The sequence below is a fragment of the Sphingobacterium spiritivorum genome (assembly GCF_016725325.1).
Lineage (GTDB): Bacteria > Bacteroidota > Bacteroidia > Sphingobacteriales > Sphingobacteriaceae > Sphingobacterium.
Genome location: NZ_CP068083.1, coordinates 2,715,142 through 2,734,676, shown reverse-complemented (window position 1 = coordinate 2,734,676; position 19,535 = coordinate 2,715,142). Strand labels below are relative to the sequence as shown.

Annotated in this window: 15 protein-coding genes; 11 read left to right on the top strand and 4 right to left on the bottom strand. The window is 38.0% G+C overall.

Annotation, left to right across the window (positions count from 1 at the left end; genetic code table 11):
- The first annotated feature begins 34 nt into the window (after nucleotides 1-34).
- From I6J02_RS11260 to I6J02_RS11245, 4 genes are all read left to right on the top strand, one after another.
- Nucleotides 35-856 (top strand): thymidylate synthase, encoded by an 822-nt coding sequence (locus tag I6J02_RS11260; RefSeq protein ID WP_003012459.1) that lies wholly within the window; start codon nucleotides 35-37, stop codon nucleotides 854-856.
- 88 nt (nucleotides 857-944) lie between these two features.
- Nucleotides 945-1,439: a dihydrofolate reductase gene (locus I6J02_RS11255; protein ID WP_201678098.1), complete on the top strand. Its 495-nt coding sequence runs from the start codon at nucleotides 945-947 to the stop codon at nucleotides 1,437-1,439.
- Nucleotides 1,440-1,444: 5 nt separating this feature from the next.
- Nucleotides 1,445-2,758 carry a cryptochrome/photolyase family protein gene (locus tag I6J02_RS11250; protein WP_201678097.1) on the top strand — a complete coding sequence of 438 codons (1,314 nt, stop codon included), beginning with the start codon at nucleotides 1,445-1,447 and terminating at the stop codon, nucleotides 2,756-2,758.
- A gap of 64 nt (nucleotides 2,759-2,822) precedes the next feature.
- On the top strand, nucleotides 2,823-4,073 hold the full coding sequence (locus tag I6J02_RS11245; protein ID WP_201678096.1) for a serine hydrolase: 1,251 nt from the start codon (nucleotides 2,823-2,825) through the stop codon (nucleotides 4,071-4,073).
- 74 nt (nucleotides 4,074-4,147) lie between these two features.
- On the opposite strand, the gene I6J02_RS11240 is transcribed toward I6J02_RS11245, so the two are convergent.
- Nucleotides 4,148-5,152, bottom strand: coding sequence for a D-alanine--D-alanine ligase (locus I6J02_RS11240; RefSeq protein WP_201678095.1), 1,005 nt, complete (start codon nucleotides 5,150-5,152; stop codon nucleotides 4,148-4,150).
- A 162-nt stretch (nucleotides 5,153-5,314) separates the two neighbouring features.
- Here I6J02_RS11240 and I6J02_RS11235 point away from each other — a divergent pair, with 162 nt between their 5' ends.
- The 7 genes from I6J02_RS11235 (at nucleotide 5,315) to I6J02_RS11205 (ending at nucleotide 13,480) form a co-directional block, all read left to right on the top strand.
- Nucleotides 5,315-6,073 (top strand): PASTA domain-containing protein, encoded by a 759-nt coding sequence (locus I6J02_RS11235; RefSeq protein WP_201678094.1) that lies wholly within the window; start codon nucleotides 5,315-5,317, stop codon nucleotides 6,071-6,073.
- An 11-nt stretch (nucleotides 6,074-6,084) separates the two neighbouring features.
- Nucleotides 6,085-7,128, top strand: coding sequence for an endolytic transglycosylase MltG (mltG, locus tag I6J02_RS11230; RefSeq protein WP_201678093.1), 1,044 nt, complete (start codon nucleotides 6,085-6,087; stop codon nucleotides 7,126-7,128).
- Nucleotides 7,129-7,137: 9 nt separating this feature from the next.
- Nucleotides 7,138-7,548 carry an acyl-CoA thioesterase gene (locus I6J02_RS11225; protein ID WP_201678092.1) on the top strand — a complete coding sequence of 137 codons (411 nt, stop codon included), beginning with the start codon at nucleotides 7,138-7,140 and terminating at the stop codon, nucleotides 7,546-7,548.
- Nucleotides 7,548-8,516 carry a YihY/virulence factor BrkB family protein gene (locus tag I6J02_RS11220; protein WP_201678091.1) on the top strand — a complete coding sequence of 323 codons (969 nt, stop codon included), beginning with the start codon at nucleotides 7,548-7,550 and terminating at the stop codon, nucleotides 8,514-8,516. The genes I6J02_RS11225 and I6J02_RS11220 overlap by 1 nt, the downstream gene beginning before the upstream one ends.
- A 144-nt stretch (nucleotides 8,517-8,660) precedes the next feature.
- Nucleotides 8,661-10,727, top strand: coding sequence for a hybrid sensor histidine kinase/response regulator (locus tag I6J02_RS11215; protein ID WP_236581808.1), 2,067 nt, complete (start codon nucleotides 8,661-8,663; stop codon nucleotides 10,725-10,727).
- 133 nt (nucleotides 10,728-10,860) lie between these two features.
- On the top strand, nucleotides 10,861-12,795 hold the full coding sequence (gene rpsA, locus I6J02_RS11210; protein WP_003002268.1) for a 30S ribosomal protein S1: 1,935 nt from the start codon (nucleotides 10,861-10,863) through the stop codon (nucleotides 12,793-12,795).
- Between the two features lie 109 nt (nucleotides 12,796-12,904).
- Nucleotides 12,905-13,480, top strand: a complete 576-nt coding sequence (locus I6J02_RS11205; protein ID WP_201678089.1) for a YdeI/OmpD-associated family protein — start codon at nucleotides 12,905-12,907, stop codon at nucleotides 13,478-13,480.
- A gap of 42 nt (nucleotides 13,481-13,522) precedes the next feature.
- On the opposite strand, the gene I6J02_RS11200 is transcribed toward I6J02_RS11205, so the two are convergent.
- The 3 genes from I6J02_RS11200 to I6J02_RS11190 are packed head-to-tail and all read right to left on the bottom strand — an operon-like array spanning nucleotide 13,523 to nucleotide 19,522.
- Nucleotides 13,523-15,418, bottom strand: a complete 1,896-nt coding sequence (locus tag I6J02_RS11200) for an ATP-dependent DNA helicase RecQ (protein WP_201678088.1) — start codon at nucleotides 15,416-15,418, stop codon at nucleotides 13,523-13,525.
- A 2-nt stretch (nucleotides 15,419-15,420) separates the two neighbouring features.
- Entirely contained in the window at nucleotides 15,421-17,493 is a 2,073-nt protein-coding gene (locus I6J02_RS11195; RefSeq protein ID WP_236581807.1) for a ComEC/Rec2 family competence protein, read from the bottom strand.
- Between the two features lie 10 nt (nucleotides 17,494-17,503).
- Complete coding sequence (locus I6J02_RS11190; protein WP_201678087.1) at nucleotides 17,504-19,522, bottom strand: ComEA family DNA-binding protein; 2,019 nt, start codon at nucleotides 19,520-19,522, stop codon at nucleotides 17,504-17,506.
- Between the last annotated feature and the right edge of the window lie 13 nt (nucleotides 19,523-19,535).

The window sequence follows — 19,535 nt, the reverse complement described above, 5'->3', positions numbered from 1 at the left end:
TCCCTTATCTTCGTATGTCTTTTAAATAAAAATCATGAAACAGTATTTAGATCTCCTTAAGCACGTATATACCAATGGTGTAACCAAGACTGACCGTACAGGTACAGGTACAAAGAGTGTGTTTGGCTATCAGATGCGTTTCAATTTAAAAGAGGGATTCCCTTTGGTTACGACAAAAAAACTACATCTGCGTTCCATTATCCATGAGCTGATCTGGTTTTTGAAAGGAGAGACCAATATTCAGTATCTAAAGGAAAATGGTGTGAGTATCTGGGATGAATGGGCAGATGAGCAGGGCAATCTTGGCCCGGTATATGGTTCGCAATGGCGTTCATGGCCAACTCCTGCCGGAGAACACATTGATCAGATCGCTCAGGTGATCAAGCAACTCAAAAATACTCCAGACTCACGAAGAATAATTGTTTCTGCATGGAATGTAGCCGAAATAGAACATATGGCTTTGCCCCCTTGTCATGCTTTTTTCCAGTTTTATGTTGCTCCGGCACAGCCGGAAGCCGGCATTATGAAGCCACAATTGTCGTGTCAGCTCTACCAACGGAGTGCTGATATATTCCTGGGTGTACCTTTTAACATTGCGTCCTATGCGTTATTAACCATGATGGTTGCACAGGTTTGTGATATGGAAGCTGCAGAATTTATTCATACACTGGGTGATGCTCATATATACAGCAATCACTTTGAACAAACTGAATTACAGCTGAGCAGAGATCCAAAGCCGCTTCCGAAAATGATCATCAATCCCGATGTTCGTGATATTTTTGATTTCAAATTCGGAGATTTTGAACTGGTAGATTACGAATCTCACCCGCACATCAAGGCACCAGTAGCCGTTTAGCAATAATCTCTAATACCGGAAGTAAGAATTTAAGAACAGTCACATACAAAAAGAAAAAACAGTTCTAACCAACTACATCAATACGTACATGTCACATTTAAAAATAACACTCATCGTTGCGGCAGCTGAAAACAATGTCATTGGCAAAGACAATCAAATGCCCTGGCATTTGCCGAATGACTTTAAATACTTCAAGAAAAATACGCTCGAACACAGTGTCATTATGGGACGTAAAACATTTGAAGCCATTGGTAAAGCTCTACCAGACCGTCGTAATATTGTAATCTCACGCAATCAGGATTTTCATCATCCGGATGTAGATACAGCCAACAGTCTGCAGGAAGCAATCTTATACTGCAGGGATGAGAGAGAAGTATTTGTGATCGGCGGAGCGAATGTATATGAGCAAACCCTTCCTTTTGCACATAAAGTGTTGTTAACACGTGTACATACTACTATTGAAGGTGACGCTGTATTTCCTGTATTAAACCCTGAAGAATGGATACTGGAAAGTGAAGAGAAGCACTTTGCAGACGAAAAACATGCATTTGATTATACATTTCAGGTTTTCAACCGTAAGTAACAGCCATGCCCGTGTTACCAACAGCAATATTTTGGTTTCGACGAGACCTGAGACTGGAGGATAATCACGCTTTATTCCGTGCTTTAAGTTCTGAATCAACGGTACAGCCCGTTTTTATATTTGATTCCACCATACTGACACGGCTGGATGATCCTGCAGATGCAAGAGTAACATTTATTTACGAGCAACTTCAACTTTTACAGAAACAACTGAAGCCTTACGGAAGCAGTATAAGAATATACTATGGAGACCCGGCAACGGTGTGGAAAGAAATATATGAAGAGTACAAACCTTCATCGGTCTATGTAAATTCGGATTATGAGCCAGCTGCGATTACCAGAGATCTTCTTATACGGGGAATTTTACAGCAATATGAGGTCGATTTTAACACATTCAAAGATCAGGTTATCTTTGAAAAAGCTGAAATCGTCAAAAATGACGGACTGCCCTATACGGTATATACTCCTTATAAAAACAAATGGCTCACAACGTTGGAGGAACAACTTCCTCTACCGTCTTACAGTTCCGAACAACTCCTGAATAATCTTCGCCAAGCGGATTATACGCTTCCTTCTTTAGCGGATTTTGGTTTTTCTCTGTCCACAATTCCATTTCCTGAAAAAACTTTCTTTACAGGAATAGCTGATTATGCAGACACAAGAGATATACCAGGCCTTGAGAACGGAACTTCTCATCTGGGTGTACATCTGCGCTTCGGAACGATCAGTATACGAAAATTAGTAAGCCGTGCGTACTCATCACCGGAGAAGACCTATTTGTATGAACTTATCTGGCGCGAGTTTTTTATGATGTGTCTCTGGCATTTTCCTCATACTGTAAATCAGGCTTATTACAGCAAATATGATCATATCAGGTGGGAAAATAATACCGATCACTTTGAAGCCTGGTGCAAAGGGCAGACCGGATATCCGTTAGTGGATGCCGGAATGCGCGAGTTAAATACAACGGGCTTTATGCACAATCGGGTACGGATGCTGACAGCCAGTTTTCTCTGCAAGCATCTGCTGATCGACTGGAGATGGGGAGAGGCTTATTTTGCACAAAAATTATTAGATTATGATCAAAGTGCAAATATTGGCAACTGGCAATGGGCTGCAGGTTGTGGCATGGATGCTGCACCTTACTTCCGTATTTTTAATCCTACTCTGCAGACCAAAAAATTTGATCCTCAATTCATTTATATAAAAAAATGGGTTCCTGAATTTCAGGATTTTAATTACCCTTCTCCCATTGTCGAGCATACATGGGCGAGAGACCGGGCGCTGACCCGTTATAAAGCTGGTTTTCAGCTTTCATAGCAAAACAAAAAATGCGTTTTTGTGCAATTTTTAATTAACTTCACTTAAGAATTGTCTGCAAATTATGAAAACAACCATTTTTATTATTCTGAATCTATTCGCTATGCATAGTTTTGCGCAAAAAACAGATACAACTTATCTTCAAAAACTACTCGAAAGCCATCCTGAATTATTCGGAGAGATTCTAAACCATCCTACACATCACGAAGTACAGATTATCTATACACAGATAGACAGGGATAAAAACAATATTCCGCATTTCAAATCATTCAGCTACAGACTCAATCCGCATTGGTATTTCTATCCGGCGAGCACTGTTAAATTGCCGACTGCTATCCTGGCTTTAGAAAAGATTAACAAGCTGAATATAAAAGGACTGACAAAAGACACTCCTCTGAAAATAGATTCTGCATTTGAAAAGCAAACCCGTGTAGATAAGGACTCTTCTGCAGAAACCGGACTCCCGACTGTCGCCCAGTACGTACGGAAAATTCTCCTTACCAGTGACAATGATGCGCAAAACAGACTGTTTGAGTTTATTGGTCGCGAAGAATTAAATAAGAAACTAAAGAAATACGGAACCCAAAATAGCCGGATAGTCAATCGTCTTGCCATTGGCGATAAAGGTATTTGGGCAAAACATACGAACCCTGTAACATTCTATGACGGGGATAAGATATTATATCATCAGGAAGCACGGTATGATGCCAATGATTATCCAATGAATCTGAAAAACACTATACAGGGAAAAGGATATATGAATGATAAAGATGAAATTGTATATCAGCCATGGAGTTTTGAAGGTCTTAATGTATATGCACTGGAAGATCAGCAACTCATTATGAAAAAATTGCTTTTCCCGGAAGCTTACACTCCTGCAGAAAGATTTAAATTATCAAAGACAGATTATGATTTTGTTTATGATTATATGTCCCGCTATCCATTCGAATCAGCATATCCAAAGTATGATGAAAGTGAATTTTGGCCGACATATAGTAAGCTTTTATTCTATGGCCGGGATAAGCAGGCTGTTTTGAATCCGGACATCCGTATCTATAATAAATATGGTGATTCCTATGGATACAATATTGACAATGCTTATATCGTAGATTTCAAAAACGGAGTTGAATTTCTGCTAGCAGCCGTTGTCCAGTCTAATGAAGACGGGATTTATAATGACGGGATTTATGAATACGAAACTGTAACTTATCCATTCTTAAAAAATCTGGGCCAACTGCTTTATCAGGAAGAATTAAAAAGGCCTAAGAAAGTAAAACCTGATCTGACAAAATTTGATTTCAGAAAGAAGCATTAAAAAAAACGCCATTTGGAAAAGATACACTGAATAATCTTTTCCAAATGGCGTTATGATCAGGAATTAGTATAGATTTATTTCTTTAATGCAACCTCAATCAGCTCTCCGTAGAAATCTGTTTCCTTCATTCCTGCAGCGCGTACCTGTTGTGGAATAAAACTCTGAGCTGTCTGACCCGGAATCGTATTGATTTCAATAAAGTAGAACTTGTCTGTATCTTTTTCCAGAAAAAAGTCGATTCTCACCATTCCTTTACAGTTTAACCGGATGTACACTTCTCTGAGTAAGGCTGCTATTCTGGACTGTTGCTCTTCAGTAAGATCCGCCGGTGTGATCTCTTCGGTCAATCCAGGGGTATACTTTGCTTCATAATCGAAAAATTCACGTGTAGTTTTTACTTCAGTTGCAGGAAGAACAGTCAATAAGCCTTCTACATTTCTATAAATACCCTGTGAAAATTCCCTTCCGGTCACAAATTCTTCTACTATAACCTGCTTACCTGTATTTTCAGCGTCAAATGCTTTATCAATTGCTGTAGCTAATTCCTCATTAGTTTTAACCTTTGTCATACCTATACTACTTCCTCCGGCATTCGGTTTTACAAAATACGGCAGTGACAGATTCGCTTGTACAGTTGCTACAGCATCTGCCCGCTGTGCTTCAAACAACAATACAGATTTTGCCATATGCAAATCCGGAATACCAGCAAGAACCGCTTTGGTATAACCCTTATTCATTGTCAGTGAAGAGGTCAGTGCATCACAGGAAGTATAAGGAATATCAAGCATATCAAAGTATCCCTGTAAACGGCCGTCTTCACCGGGAGTTCCGTGAATCAGAATAAAAGCAAGATCAAACAGAATAGTTTCATGGTCAAGAGGAAGTGTAAAGTTTTCACGGTTGACCGTAAATTTAACGCCCGCTTCATTAACATGAAACCAGTGGTCTTTAGTAATGGTAATCAGGTAGACATCATATTTATTGTGATCCAGCTGACTATACACAAATGCAGAACTTTTAAAAGAAACTTCTGCTTCTCCTGTATAACCTCCGGTTAATAATGCTATTTTTGCTTTCATAAAATTTAGTGATTCTTATTAGCAAATATAATTTGCTATGCACGGAAAAACGAATAATTTTGTTTTAATTATGGTATAATACTTAACTTAAAACCAAAGCGTGGCTTCAAGTTTGTATGTACTTTTTTGTTTATACTCAATATAGGGTCTTAGATTATTAAAATGTCAAAAATATTCACCTACTTAAGGACTGATACCTTCAGAAAGAATTTATTGTTAGCAATTGCCTTTTTTGTTGTCCTTTTTCTGGGCATTTACTTTGGATTAGGTATTTATACAAAACATAATGAAGCGATTCCGGTACCAAAGGTCAAAGGAATGATAATCGAACAGGCTATTGATGCATTAGACAATGCCGGACTGGATTATCAGATCGATTCTGTTTATCAGATGGATGCCAAGCCAGGTCTGGTCATTGAACAGGATCCTGAGCCCAATTTTCATGTTAAGAGCGGACGTACGATTTATCTGACAATTATTTCCAAGACTGCACCTGAGATTGATTTTCCAAATATTATTGACAAAACGCTTATTGAAGCTTCTGCAATTCTGAAAAATCATGGATTCCGTCTGGGTGACACAACCTATATTGCTGATATTGCCAAGGATGTAGTATTAGATGTAAAGTTTGCCGGGCAAAAGCTAAAACCCGGCCGTATGGTACCAAAAGGCTCACGTATAGAACTTGTATTGGGTGACGGTCGCGGGGAAGATGAGATAAATATTCCGAATCTGCTAGGGCTGACCTTAACCGAAGCTAAATTTGCATTACAGGGTGTAGGACTAAATGTCGGCGTAGTACAATACCAGGGGACAGTAAGTGATTCTACAGCAGCACGTGTCATCAGTCAGACTCCGGACACGACTGTAGGTTTGGTGAGTTTAGGAACTCCTATCAACCTTTCACTTTCTCAGCAATAGAAAATATAATCATGGAAAAGAAAAACAGGAAAATGCCTAAATGGCTGGGAATTATAATTGTCTTAATATTAGTAGTAGGAGGTTATTTCGGATGGAAATATTACCGTGCTTTTTTTGGATCAAGCGTTACGGCTAATCAGGAATATCTTTATATCCGCGACAATGCAACATATGAGCAGGTTTTACAGGATATAAAGGAAAAGAAAATCGTTGATAATCCGGACCTGTTCGATTTTGCTGCAGCACAAATGGATTATAAAACCAGTGTAAAACCTGGTCGCTACAAGCTGACACCGGGAATGAATAACCGTCGTCTGATCGGAAATCTTCGGGGAGGTTATCAAGATGCTGTCAAGTTCAGATTTGAAACGGTGCGCCTGAAAGAAAACTTTGCGGCTTTATTAGCTAAAAATTTTGAAGCGGATTCTGCTACTTTCATTCAGTTACTGAATAATGATACATTGGCGGAAAAGTACGGATTTACCCAGGACAATTTTTTCACAATGTTTATTCCTAATACATACGAGATATATTGGAATACGGCTCCGGAAAAAATTATAGCCCGCTTCAATGACGAGTATAAAAAATTCTGGAATACAGAGCGCCTGAAAAAAGCTAAAGCTCTTGAACTGACTCCTCAGGAAGTCAGCGTACTCGCTTCTATTGTAAAAGGCGAAGCACTGCACAAAAATGAAATGCCTAAAATCGCAGGATTGTACATCAATAGATTGCGCAAAGGAATGTTATTGCAGGCAGATCCTACAGTTATATTTGCTAATCAGGATTTCACTATCCGCAGAGTACTGAACAAACATCTTCGGGTGGTATCTCCATATAACACTTATCTTAACAGGGGATTGCCTCCGGGACCCATCAGTCTGCCTACCATTGCTTCTATTGAAGCGGTATTAAATTATGAACATCATGATTTTATTTATATGGTAGCAAAAGAGGATTTTTCAGGATATCATAATTTTTCCAAAACTGAAACAGAACACTTAGCATATGCCCGTAAATATCAACAGGCATTGAATGACCGAAATATTAAGAAATAATCAGAAATAATGTTTGTATTTGAAAACCAGTTACGTGTACGATATGCAGAAACAGATCAAATGGGATACATGTATTACGGTAATTATGCTGCATTCTATGAAGTAGCACGAACAGAAATGCTAAGAAGCACAGGCATCTCTTACAAAGAACTGGAAGACATGGGCGTCATGTTACCTGTGCTGGAGTTAAACTGCCGTTTTATGAAACCGGCACGTTATGATGAACTGATCACTATCAAAACAATAATAAGAACCAAACCCGGTATTCGTCTAAAATTTGAACACGAATTGTATAACGAAGCAGGCGAACTGATCAATACCGGAGCGACACAACTGGTATTTGTAGATATCAAAAAGAACAAACCGTGTATGCCACCGGCTATTTTTCAACATAAAATGGCTGCTTATTTTGGAGAGTAATGAACAAATTTCACCGAATATTACTAACATTCAAGCCATACGATAATCTTATTGAATGGACTAAGTCTGTAATACTTCCGGGATTCGGTTCTCTGCCCTTATACACTGTTGGCATTTTCTTTTTTCAGGAGATCGCCAGAGAATCCATTTTAAATAAAGCATCATCTCTGGCCTATAATTTCCTGCTGGCTATGTTTCCGGCTATTATCTTCCTCTTTACGATGATTCCTTATATTCCAATTGATAATTTTCAGGAACAATTACTGGAATTCCTTAAAGTGATCATTCCGCACAATGCCTTTGGTGTTATCCAGACTACTCTCGAAGATATTATCAAAAATCAAAACGGGGGTTTGTTATCTTTTGGTTTTGTGCTGGCAGCATTTTTCTCTACAAATGGAATGCACACCCTCATGTTAGCGTTTAATAAAGCCTCCCTTACCACTGAAAACCGTAGTTGGGTAAGACAGCGTCTTGTGGCGTTAGCTTTATCCTTTACCATCATTGTTGCGCTCACGGTCGGAATGGGTATCTTTACATTTGCCGGGATTGTAATCAATTATCTCAAGTCAAATATTTCAGTAGATGTCTCCTGGTTCTGGACTTTTATTATTAAAGCCGCCAGATGGATTATCTTATTTGGAATCTATTTTTTCACTGTAAGCTGTCTGTATAAGTTCGGACCAGCCTCCAATCAAAAATGGAAACTATTTAGTCCGGGAGCTACGCTGGCTACCATTCTTGCGATTCTCACTTTTTCCGGATTCGCTTATTATATCAATCACTTCGGAGCATACAATAAATTATACGGATCAATCGGAACGATAATCGTGATCATGATCTGGATGTATCTAAACTCCTTAATATTACTGGTCGGATATGAACTTAATGCCAGTATAGCACTCTCCAAACAAAGTATAAAAATAGTAAGACCACGTACTTATAATTCTTTTAAGCCTGTAGATTAGACTCTACAATTTTCAATATTAAATAATAATTAACACAAGAAAAGCCTTTATTTTGTGCTGGATTTATTTTGAATGCGAAAATCGATTGTCATACACCAAAACAGTAATCGGGTAAGAAAGATTCTTCTTTTTTCTACAATTGTTTTGTTTGTAATTATATCATTAATCTTTCTCATTTCCATTCAACAGTACAAAAACATCCAGAAAAGGCTTGAAAACATCTATCTCTCCATTAATGAAGAGAACAATGATTTTTCTGAAATCCTCACCAAATATAATGAAGCTGAAAACTATTTCAGGCTGTTCTCCATTGATTTTGATATAGAAAATTACAGTAAATACGAACACAAACTTCTAGAAATCAATGGAGCTATAGATTCTATGTTGCTCTCTTCCAATCGAGAGACAAATTCCTCTAAATCCTATAATGAAAACATCGGAAAAAGGAAAGTAATAGCTGATGATTTTGTATTGTTACGACTCCGTATTTCGGAAATTCTGAATTATTCGGACACGCTAAAACAATATCCTCAGATGTTATCTGAAAGTGAGATCTTTAATGTTCTGCCTGTTCCGCATTCAGGATCCGTAAAAAAAAACGATTCCAAAGATTATATCGTAGTTAGAAAAAAACCTTTTTTCAAGAGAATATTTGATAGCAAAAATGATACTATAGCTCTCCAGCCCTTCGTTACGGATGAAATCAAACAGAAGGAAATCCAACTACAAAAACAATTAAATACCAACGCAACTAACAGTAGAAATAAGCTGGCTACATTAAAAAAATCATTCTTTGATTTACGCCAAAAAGAACGGGAATTGTTATCCACTAATTTCTCACTCTTATACGACCTGAACAAAATAATCAGAGATATCCATGAAAATCAGGTTCTTCAGAAACATATAAACTCCAGCAACGAAACAAAAACATTATTCGAAAGAACCAGTCAATTTAAATGGACAATGATCAGTTGTCTGTTTTTTATGTTTATAATGATCTGTATGATTATCTATTACCAGTTATACAGCAATTACTATGAACGTAAGCTTATCGAAGAAAAATTGTATGCCAATAAACTGGCAGAGGAAAAAACGGATACTTTAGCCGAAATAACACATGAGATCAGAACACCAATCAACTCTCTGATAGGCATTATTGATTTATTAAAAAAGAAAGAAAACCTCTATACAGATAAAGATAAATTACTTCTGGAATCTGCATATTCAAGCATTCAAAGTACCTCAAAGACTATTAATGATATCTTAAATCTCAGCAAAGTAGATGACTCCAGTAATAACCTGTTGCTGAGCAACTTTGACATCAACGAATTGCTTATGGATGTAGCTGAGCAAAATCGTAATCAGGCCGAATTAAAAAATCTACAGATAAAGTATATTAAGGAAAAAGGATTGCGAACGATTGTATATTCCGACGAATTCAAAATCAGACATATCTTAAATAATCTGCTCTCCAATTCGATCAAGTATTCTCAGAAAGGAACAATTACAAGTTCTGTTGTGATTGATATTAAAAATAGTCAGCTGATCTTAACAGTGGAAGATCAGGGCATTGGTATATCTGCAGATCTTGAAAAAACCATTTTCCGAAAATATTTTACGGTCAATAAGAATAATAAGGTTGAAGGAGGAGTTGGCCTCGGATTGTTCATCCTTAAGAAACTGGTTAACAGTCTGAATGGTAAGATTAGCTTCACGAGCCAGTCGAATGTGGGAACCACATTCATAATAACGATCCCTATTCCACCTCCAAAACAACCTAAGCCCGGAGATACCGAAAAGGTTACTTCTGTAACTGAATTACGGAAAGATATTTCCTGGCTTATTGTAGATGACAATGCGCTTAACCTCCTGTATATGAAGCACTTTTTTGCTTTACATCCTCATGTAGAAACAGCCACTAACGGAGCCGAAGCATTGGAAGTGTTACAAAAAAAGAAGATTGATATTATCATAACAGATATTAATATGCCGGTGATGACAGGTGATGAAGTACTCATGCATATTCGTAAAAATCCTAAATACAACGATATACTTGTTATTGCCACGTCTTCTGATAATGAACAGGTAAAATCGCTGGAAATCAAGCATAATCTATGCTTTAACGGCATTTTGATTAAACCTTTCAACGAAAAGAAATTAATAGAAGTGATCTCCAACACACTAAATTCCTGTGAGAAGACTTCTCAATAAGCACAATCTCAAGGTGTTTCAACAAATATTTTCAAAGAAAGTCTATATTTTTTTTCACATAAATACTTGTTAATAAAAGTTTTTCGTATTTTTGCAGTCCCAACTGAGTTGGGAAAAGGAGATAAATTAATTAATGGCAAAAAAACAAGAAGCAGAAAAAGAGTTAGCGGCGAAAAACGCAGAGCTACAAGGTGCTGACACCAAAGTGGTGAAAGACACTGAAAAAATTGAATCAGAAGCTGATTCAAAATTAATCGACGAAATCAAATCTAACGCTTGGAGCACCCCTGAAGGTGAATTCGACTGGGATCTTGATGAGAAAAAATTCGGAAGTTACAGTGAAGCTGAGCGTTCTAAATTAGAAGAGCAATACGCTGGAACTTTCAACCAAATCAACCAAGGCGAGATTATTGAGGGTGTTGTAGTATCTGTAAACAACAAAGACGTTGTTTTGAACGTAGGTTTCAAATCTGACGGTCTTGTTTCACTTTCTGAGTTCCGTGATCTTCCTGATTTGAAGGTTGGTGACAAAGTTGACGTTTTCGTAGAGTCGCAAGAAGATGCTAACGGTCAGTTAGTATTATCTCGCAAACGTGCTAAAACTCAAAAATCTTGGGAAGCTATCAACGAAGCATTGGAAAATGATGCAATCATTGATGGTTTTGTTAAGAGCCGTACTAAAGGTGGTCTTATCGTGGATATCAAAGGTGTTGAAGCATTCTTACCTGGATCTCAAATCGATATCAAACCAATCCGTGACTACGATATATATGTTGGTAAAACAATGGAATTCAAAGTTGTTAAAATCAACCACGAATTTAAAAACGTTGTCGTTTCACACAAAGTGTTGATCGAAGATGATTTGGAAAACCAAAAATCTGAAATCGTAGCTAAATTAGAGAAAGGTCAAGTATTAGAAGGTACTGTTAAAAATATCACTGACTTCGGTGTGTTCATCGACTTAGGTGGTGTTGACGGATTACTTCACATTACAGATATTTCATGGGGTCGTATCGAGCATCCGAAAGAAGTTTTGGCATTGGATCAGACTATCAACGTAGTTGTATTAGACTTTGACGATGAGAAAAAACGTATCGCATTAGGCTTGAAACAATTATCTGAGCACCCTTGGGAATCTTTAGATAAAGATCTTGTGATCGGTTCTAAAGTAAAAGGAAAAATCGTAACAGTTGCTGATTACGGTGCTTTCTTAGAAATCATCCCGGGAGTAGAAGGATTGATCCACGTATCAGAAATGTCATGGTCTCAAAATTTACGTTCTCCGCAAGAGTTCCTGAAAGTAGGTGACGAAATCGAAGCTGAAATCCTGACTCTGGACAGAGAAGAGCGCAAAATGAGCCTTGGTATCAAACAATTGACTCCAGATCCTTGGAAAAACATCACTGAGCGTTACCCTGTTGGTTCACAACAACAAGCTGTTGTTAAAAACATGACTAACTTCGGTGTATTTGTTGAACTTGAAGAAGGTATCGACGGATTGATCCACATCTCTGATCTTTCTTGGTCTAAGAAAATCAACCACCCTAACGAATTCACTAAAGTTGGTGAAACATTAGACGTAGTTGTTTTAGAACTTGACGAAGAAAACAGAAAACTGAGCTTAGGTCACAAACAATTAGAAGAAAACCCTTGGGATACTTTCGAAACTATCTTCACCATTGATTCAATTCACGAAGGTACTGTATTGAAAGTTGGAGACAAAGGTGATATCGTAGCTTTACAATATGGTGTTGAAGGTTTCTGCCCTTCTAAACACTCTGTAAAAGAAGACGGTTCTTCATTGAAAGTTGACGAAGTTGCTCAATTCAAAATTATTGAATTCAACAAAGAGAACAAACGTTTAGTAATTTCTCACTCTCGTATCTGGGAAGATGAAAGAGCTGAAGCTCGTGTTGAAGAATTCAACGCACGTAAGAAAGAAGCAAAAGCTGCTACTTCTGCGGTGAAAAAAGTGAAAGATTCAGTTGAGAAATCTACTTTAGGTGACTTAGACGTTCTTGCACAATTGAAAGAGCAAATGGAAGGTGACGAAAAGAAATCTAAATAATCTTTAGATTCTCCCACATATTCCGAAACCCTGACGATATCGTCAGGGTTTTTTTGTTTATATTCGGATATTAAATTGCAAATTTTATCTTTAATCAAACAATAACGGAATGGATAAAACTAATAAATGGATAGAAGAACTTGACCTGCTGACACAGATTATTCAACAGTTTCCTCTGGAACAGACAACCAAGTGGGGTGGTCCGGTATTCACCTATCAAAATAAAAATATTCTCTCTTTCGCAGGATTCAAAAATCATTTTGCACTTTGGTTTTTTAACGGATCACATCTAACAGATCCTTATCAGGTATTGAGGGCTACACAAGGTGAAAAGACCAAAAACCTCAGACAGTGGCGTTTCACTGACCGCTCACAGATAAACAATAAACAGATCGCTGAATATATTACAGAAGCAATAGAAGTTGAGAAAAAAGGCCTGAAAGTAGTACCCGGTAAAAAAGAGTATATACTTATGCCCCAATTACTGAAAGATGAGCTGGAAAAAGATAATATTCTGAAGGAAGCTTTTGAAAAACTAAGTCCTGCAAAGCAAAATGAATATAATGAATATATAGCAGAAGCGAAACAAACTAAGACACAAGTCGCCAGGATTGATAAAATTATTCCTAACATTATGCAGGGCTACAGCTTACATGAACAATATAAAAAGACAAAGAAAATATAAAATTCTATTAATTACCATTAGAATCGCTTAAAGTTACTTAGCCTAAAAAGCATTCACCCAGCTATACTGTTCGTCTTTGACTTCAATTTGTCTATCGTCCAGAAGCTGGCGAATTACTTTTAAACGAATCGCTTCATCTCCGATAGTTAACCGATCCACCAGACTGTGAAGATCCAGTGTATCGTCAATCAATAGTATTTTGACCTCTGCTATGATCTTTTGTTCCTGATTGGCACGATGCTGCCGTATAAGACACAGATCACATTCTCCACATGGAGTAGCGTCCTTCTCTCCAAAATATTCACGAATGGAAATACTTCTGCAATTCTTCGTATCAAGATAAGCATATATCGCCTTGAGTTGTTCTTCCTTGACTCCTCTCCTCTCCCTGATAAACTGTGTATCAATATATAGATTTTTATAGTCTACCCTGTTTTGCAAAAATTGCAGTTGCGGAGCATCTGTATGAGGCAGATAACTGGCTACCTGTTGTTTTTGCAGATTCTTCAGCATTTCCACAACTGTTCCATAGGAAATCTTAAGTTTTTTAGCAAACTCATACTCATTGATATGAATATAAAAATCAAAAGCTCCGCCATATGAACGCAGGATTGCTTTTATCAAACCGTCATACTTTGCATTACTGATCTGGAATTTGTACAATTCCTGATAGTCTATTTCAAACTTGAACCGGGCTGGTATAAAAACGGCTTCAGAGAGCGAAAGCCATCCATCCCGTTCCAGAAATTTCAATGCACTCATTGTTGCCAGAAGATCTATTTTATACTTTTTGGCGAACTCCACGACATCAAAATCAAATACTGCTCCTTCACCTGCTCCGTAAGCGATCTGAAAATGATTGCAAAGGTGGTGATACAGCTGCTGAATAAAGCTAACTTCCGGAAATCCGGACTCCATGTTATTCCATAACCTATCCCGATCTTCCTGTTGATACAGCAGTACAGGAAATGCTTTCTTTCCATCCCGACCTGCTCTGCCAGCTTCCTGATAGTAGGCTTCCAGCGCATCAGGAATATCAAGATGGATAACAAAGCGTACATCAGCTTTATCTATACCCATCCCAAAAGCATTTGTTGCTACGATAACCCGAATCTGATTATTCATCCAGGCATCCTGTTTCTGAGAACGGGCAACTGTATCCATACCGGCATGATAAAAGTCGGCCGGGATACCGTGATTCAGCAAATGACGGGCAATTTCCTGTGTCTCTCTTCTGTTTCGGACGTATACCACTCCCGATCCTCCCTGCTTCTTGATAATGCGGATCATACGTCCTATCTTATCTTCTTCATGCAAGGCCATATATCCCAGATTTTTGCGCTCAAAACTCATGCTGAATACCTGAGGAACTTTAAAATTCAGCTTTTCCTGGATATCCTCAACGACTCGTGGTGTGGCAGAAGCTGTAACTGCTAAAAATGGGATAGCAGGATGCAATTCTTTCAGCGCAGTTAACTGTAAATAGGAAGGTCTGAAATCATATCCCCATTGAGAAATACAATGCGCTTCATCGATGGCAAAGAGGTTGACTTTCATATAACGGATACGTTCTCTTACCACCTCACTATACAACCGTTCGGGAGCAAGATACAGAAACTTTATTTTACCAAAAATACAGTTGTCTAATGCAATATCTATTTCTCTTGGACTCATGCCGGAGAAGATCGCAATAGCTTCAATACCTCTTTTTCTTAACTGCTCCACCTGATCCTTCATTAGTGCGATCAGAGGGCTGATAACAATACAGATACCTTCTTTCATCATAGCCGGTATCTGATAGCAGAGAGACTTACCTCCTCCAGTAGGCATCAGTGCAAGGGTATCTCTTTCCTGTAAGATAGAATCAATGATTTCTTCCTGCAAAGGGCGGAATGAATCATATCCCCAATACTGCTTTAAAATAACCTTACTTGTCATAGTTAATCTCCAACCCAAACATAAGCAAAATTATCCTTCAAGCAATAATGGGACACTTTCAAAATATCAAGTTCCTTTTTATAATCTTCAATTTTACTGTCGGTATTAGAGCCGTCCATAATGACCAGACGAGGTCGTATAACAGGAATAATTTCTTTCAGATTGCTTCGGTTATTTTTCCTCATTACCAGTATTTCAGCCGGGAACAACTTATCTGCGGCCATAAATTTTTCTAAAACAATAAAGGATACATCAGACGTTGACATTTGCAGATTCTTTCGGTTGCTGTCGTCAGCAACTTTTTCAAAATGAATGTCGTTCTGATTTGTATAACGTATCAGATCCGGCAATACACTATAAGAGATCACCGGGTGGGTCAATGAATCCATATTAGTGAATAAAAAAACTTTTCCTTTATTAATATGCGCAATGGCAAGATGCTTTTTTACATTATAGATCCGAAGTCCTACATATTTCTTCATTTTTATATGATCCATAAATAACGAAATCTGAACGATCAAAACACAGGCCATTCCCATTTTAAAAGCCAGTTTCATTCGGTAATGAAAAGCTATGGATAAGAAAAATATGGCTAAAAAAAGCAGGATGACCTGATCTATAGAAAACATAAGACCTTGAATTAATGATCCCGGAAGACGATCCAGTATATGAAGTCCCTGCCACATAAACTGAATAAGCCATTCCAGTATTTTCCCCATGGCCTGACTCAGCGGATCTATAGGAATAAAAGCCAATATTAATCCTACATACATCATACATGTAGAGGGTAAAGCAATAAATATATTTGCAATCAGGAAATAATTTGGGAATTGTCCGAAATAATAAAAAACAAGTGGCAACGTGAATAACTGGGCGGCAATGGATATATATATGTATTCCATTAAAATCTTGAAATATTTGCGTTTCGGCAGATATAATCTATTCAATAAGGGCAACACCGTTACAATACCTAAGACAGCGAGATACGACAGCTGAAATCCCAGATCTGCGCATGTTTTAGTATTTATAAGCAGCATGAAAAATGCGGAAGCAGCAATTGTATTATATGCCTTGAGATCTCTTCCGGCCATTTTTGAAATCACAAAAAAAGAAATCATCAGTCCTGCCCTTAATGCTGAGGAAGAAAGTCCGGTCAGAACCACATACATCCATATGAAAACCAATAAAATGATATACTGAATGCTGCGACCTGCTTTCCATCTCCTCAGACCTTTTAACAAGAAAGATAAAATCCAGAATACCAATCCGACATGCATCCCGGAAACACTCAATACATGAATGGTACCTGTGTTACTAAATGCTGTTATAGTTTCTTTATCCATTTCCGACCGGTAGCCTAAAATAATAGCAGTAGCAATCTGAAATGCGGTATCATCGTGAATATATTGTCTGAATTTATTTACGATCCTTTTACGTATTGCAAGAGCAAAACTCAGAGCTGTATTCCCCTGTTGATGCTCCAACACCTTATATTGTGAGGAGTCTAAAAAGCTATATTGCCAGATATTCTGATAAGAAAGATAAGATTGATAATCGAATTCTCCGGGATTGAAAGGAGGAGATACCTCTTTTATACTAGTCTGCAAGATCAGTTTATCCCCATATTGCAATCCTTCAGCTAATGGATCTTTTTTAACAGTCACAAGTAGCTTACCGGATCTCTTTTCTGATCCTGAATTATTTATACCCGCTATTATGCGAACAGGAAAACGGACAATCTGATTCTTAACGACTGTTTCATCTGCAATAATTCCGACCAGTTGCTGATCGTGATAAACTGAAAAATGATCAGGTATATGAAGAGGGTTATCTTTAACCGTTTTCCATAATCCAAACACACAGATCAAAACATATAGTCCCCCCATATACACATATCTGAAACGATGGGAGTTCCGAAAACTAAAACTGAGGATGGTTATCAAAAGAAACAACATCAACATCAATTCCAGGTAAAAAATAGAGAAAACTATATTTTCCATACCAAACCCCAGACTGATCCCTGTCAAAAACAAAAGCAAAAGTCTTACAAACGGTATATGTTGAGGATCATGCATGATCATGAGTTTAAAACTGGATCCTGCCTTGTATTTTAATATCAGATTTACGGTTGCCCGCAATCTGTTCAAGCCCCGATCCTATTACATCTTTATCCGGATAAAAAGTGACAGCATATTTAACCCACAAATCTATATTCTTACGGACTCGCCATCTTCCGTTTGCATAGGAACGGTAGCCTTTATCAAAATATGCTGGAAAAGAGGAACTGTATAACACGTCATTTTCGTACGTATATATCCGGGAATTAAACCCATCTGTATGAAAATAGGCTATTCGCAGATTGGCACTTACACGCTTGTTGCGGGAAGACCAGAAGACATCCTGAGCGCCTAACCACCCTTTCTCCGGGACATCAAATTCTTTGGTATATCTTAAAACTTCTGCCCGGCTTCTGATCATCCACTGATTTGTCAGCTTATATTCGAATTCACATCGCAACTGACTCCTTCTTAGCTCAGCAAGTATCTGTTCAGCGAACTCTATGCCTGAGGAATTTTCTTCTCTAAACCGGTGGCGAAAACGGAGAGCCAGCTTCCCTTTTTTATACCATCGATAGGTAAATTGTGAAAACACTTCATATCCTTTTGTAGGCGCATCAGCCCTAAATCTTAGCCATGGAAATTTAAAAACATCTACATAACTGACCCACTCTATTTTACGGGACGGATGGTATACTGCACCTCCATACAGACCGCTTTCATTGTTGACAGTCCCACTCTCTCCGATTCCCTGTGCAAAGAATTGATGGTAATCTCTTTGATAATACCGGTGTAATAATACTAACGAAAATGTTGGGTGAAGACTACTAACCATACCATTTACAAGAGCAATTCCACTCCCTGCACTTTTGGCTATTTCACCGAAAGCATAGGTATTTCTGAATGTATATTGATAATATGTACTCATATTTGTTAACGACTGACCTCTAAATGCGAAGTGGTTTCGTAATAGTTCTGGCGGTTTTATATATCCGTTATATGTGGTATTTATAAGATTTAGACCTACAAGAAGCCAGTCTACTCTAAAATTTATATTACCGCCAAGTACATATTCACCAATTGCATAGCGCTGCCTTTGTTCTGTAGGTGTACGATGTAATCCGGAAAAAGAAAGAGATTGAATAATGTTTCCTGAATCTGTTTCCAAAACATTCCCAGTTCGTCTTTTTACGGATATAAATGGTGTCACCTGTATCCTTCCCATCGTTACTGTACCAGCCACACCCCTAAAAAAATTGGTTTCATTAAAAGAAGTATAAGGTTTCAGACCTATACCTTGCCGGGCTACACTGCTCACCCAGGAACCTTTCCCAAAGGCCAGACCGTTCCATACCACCAAACCCTGACCAAATTGGAGAGAATAGTCTCCAACAATAACTTCCATTAACTTATCATTTACTCTGACAGAAAGACTTCCTGAATAAAAGTCGAAGCCGGATCCTTGTGCATATTTAAAAAAAGGTTCTCCTGCATCCTTCTCCATGTTTAGAGAAAGTCTTACAGCATCCTTATAATTCAACCTGTATCGTACCATGTAGCGGTCCGGATTACCAAGATATCTGGACCTGGACGTATCTCCTATCAGGTAACCTCTTGCCTGTTCCAGCCCTCTTCCATAACGAAACATATATTCATGTGTGGATGTACTTAATAATTTATTAAGTGAAAAATGCTCAAATACCGAGGTCTGTCCGACTTTCACAAATGGCAAAATACGCGCAACTGTTACTTCATCAAATCCATCTACTGCCTGAAGTTCAAATACCGATAGCATTCTTCCGGATCGCCTTCTGTGATCCAGGAGATTAGTAATCTGAATGGGAGTCAGAAACAAAAGTTCGGATAGCTCCCTTCCGTCTGTCTTATTGAGGTCGATAGGATTTTGGAGGAAATGTCTCAATCGTTCTGTATATTCACTGACATCTACATCTTCCGGAGTCGCTTCATTTATTTGCTCTATAAGCTCTTCTTCCAGCTGTTCTAATTCCTGTGCAAAAGCATAAAAACAGAGGGATAGCAATATCACTGTTATTACTATC

Coding starts and splice junctions, on each gene's coding strand:
- I6J02_RS11255 (WP_201678098.1), top strand. CDS start 945: ATGTCACATTTAAAAATAACACTCATCGTTGCGGCAGCTGAAAACAAT.
- I6J02_RS11225 (WP_201678092.1), top strand. CDS start 7,138: ATGTTTGTATTTGAAAACCAGTTACGTGTACGATATGCAGAAACAGAT.
- I6J02_RS11250 (WP_201678097.1), top strand. CDS start 1,445: ATGCCCGTGTTACCAACAGCAATATTTTGGTTTCGACGAGACCTGAGA.
- rpsA (WP_003002268.1), top strand. CDS start 10,861: ATGGCAAAAAAACAAGAAGCAGAAAAAGAGTTAGCGGCGAAAAACGCA.
- I6J02_RS11235 (WP_201678094.1), top strand. CDS start 5,315: ATGTCAAAAATATTCACCTACTTAAGGACTGATACCTTCAGAAAGAAT.
- I6J02_RS11195 (WP_236581807.1), bottom strand. CDS start 17,493: ATGCATGATCCTCAACATATACCGTTTGTAAGACTTTTGCTTTTGTTT.
- mltG (WP_201678093.1), top strand. CDS start 6,085: ATGGAAAAGAAAAACAGGAAAATGCCTAAATGGCTGGGAATTATAATT.
- I6J02_RS11245 (WP_201678096.1), top strand. CDS start 2,823: ATGAAAACAACCATTTTTATTATTCTGAATCTATTCGCTATGCATAGT.
- I6J02_RS11220 (WP_201678091.1), top strand. CDS start 7,548: ATGAACAAATTTCACCGAATATTACTAACATTCAAGCCATACGATAAT.
- I6J02_RS11240 (WP_201678095.1), bottom strand. CDS start 5,152: ATGAAAGCAAAAATAGCATTATTAACCGGAGGTTATACAGGAGAAGCA.
- I6J02_RS11205 (WP_201678089.1), top strand. CDS start 12,905: ATGGATAAAACTAATAAATGGATAGAAGAACTTGACCTGCTGACACAG.
- I6J02_RS11260 (WP_003012459.1), top strand. CDS start 35: ATGAAACAGTATTTAGATCTCCTTAAGCACGTATATACCAATGGTGTA.
- I6J02_RS11200 (WP_201678088.1), bottom strand. CDS start 15,418: ATGACAAGTAAGGTTATTTTAAAGCAGTATTGGGGATATGATTCATTC.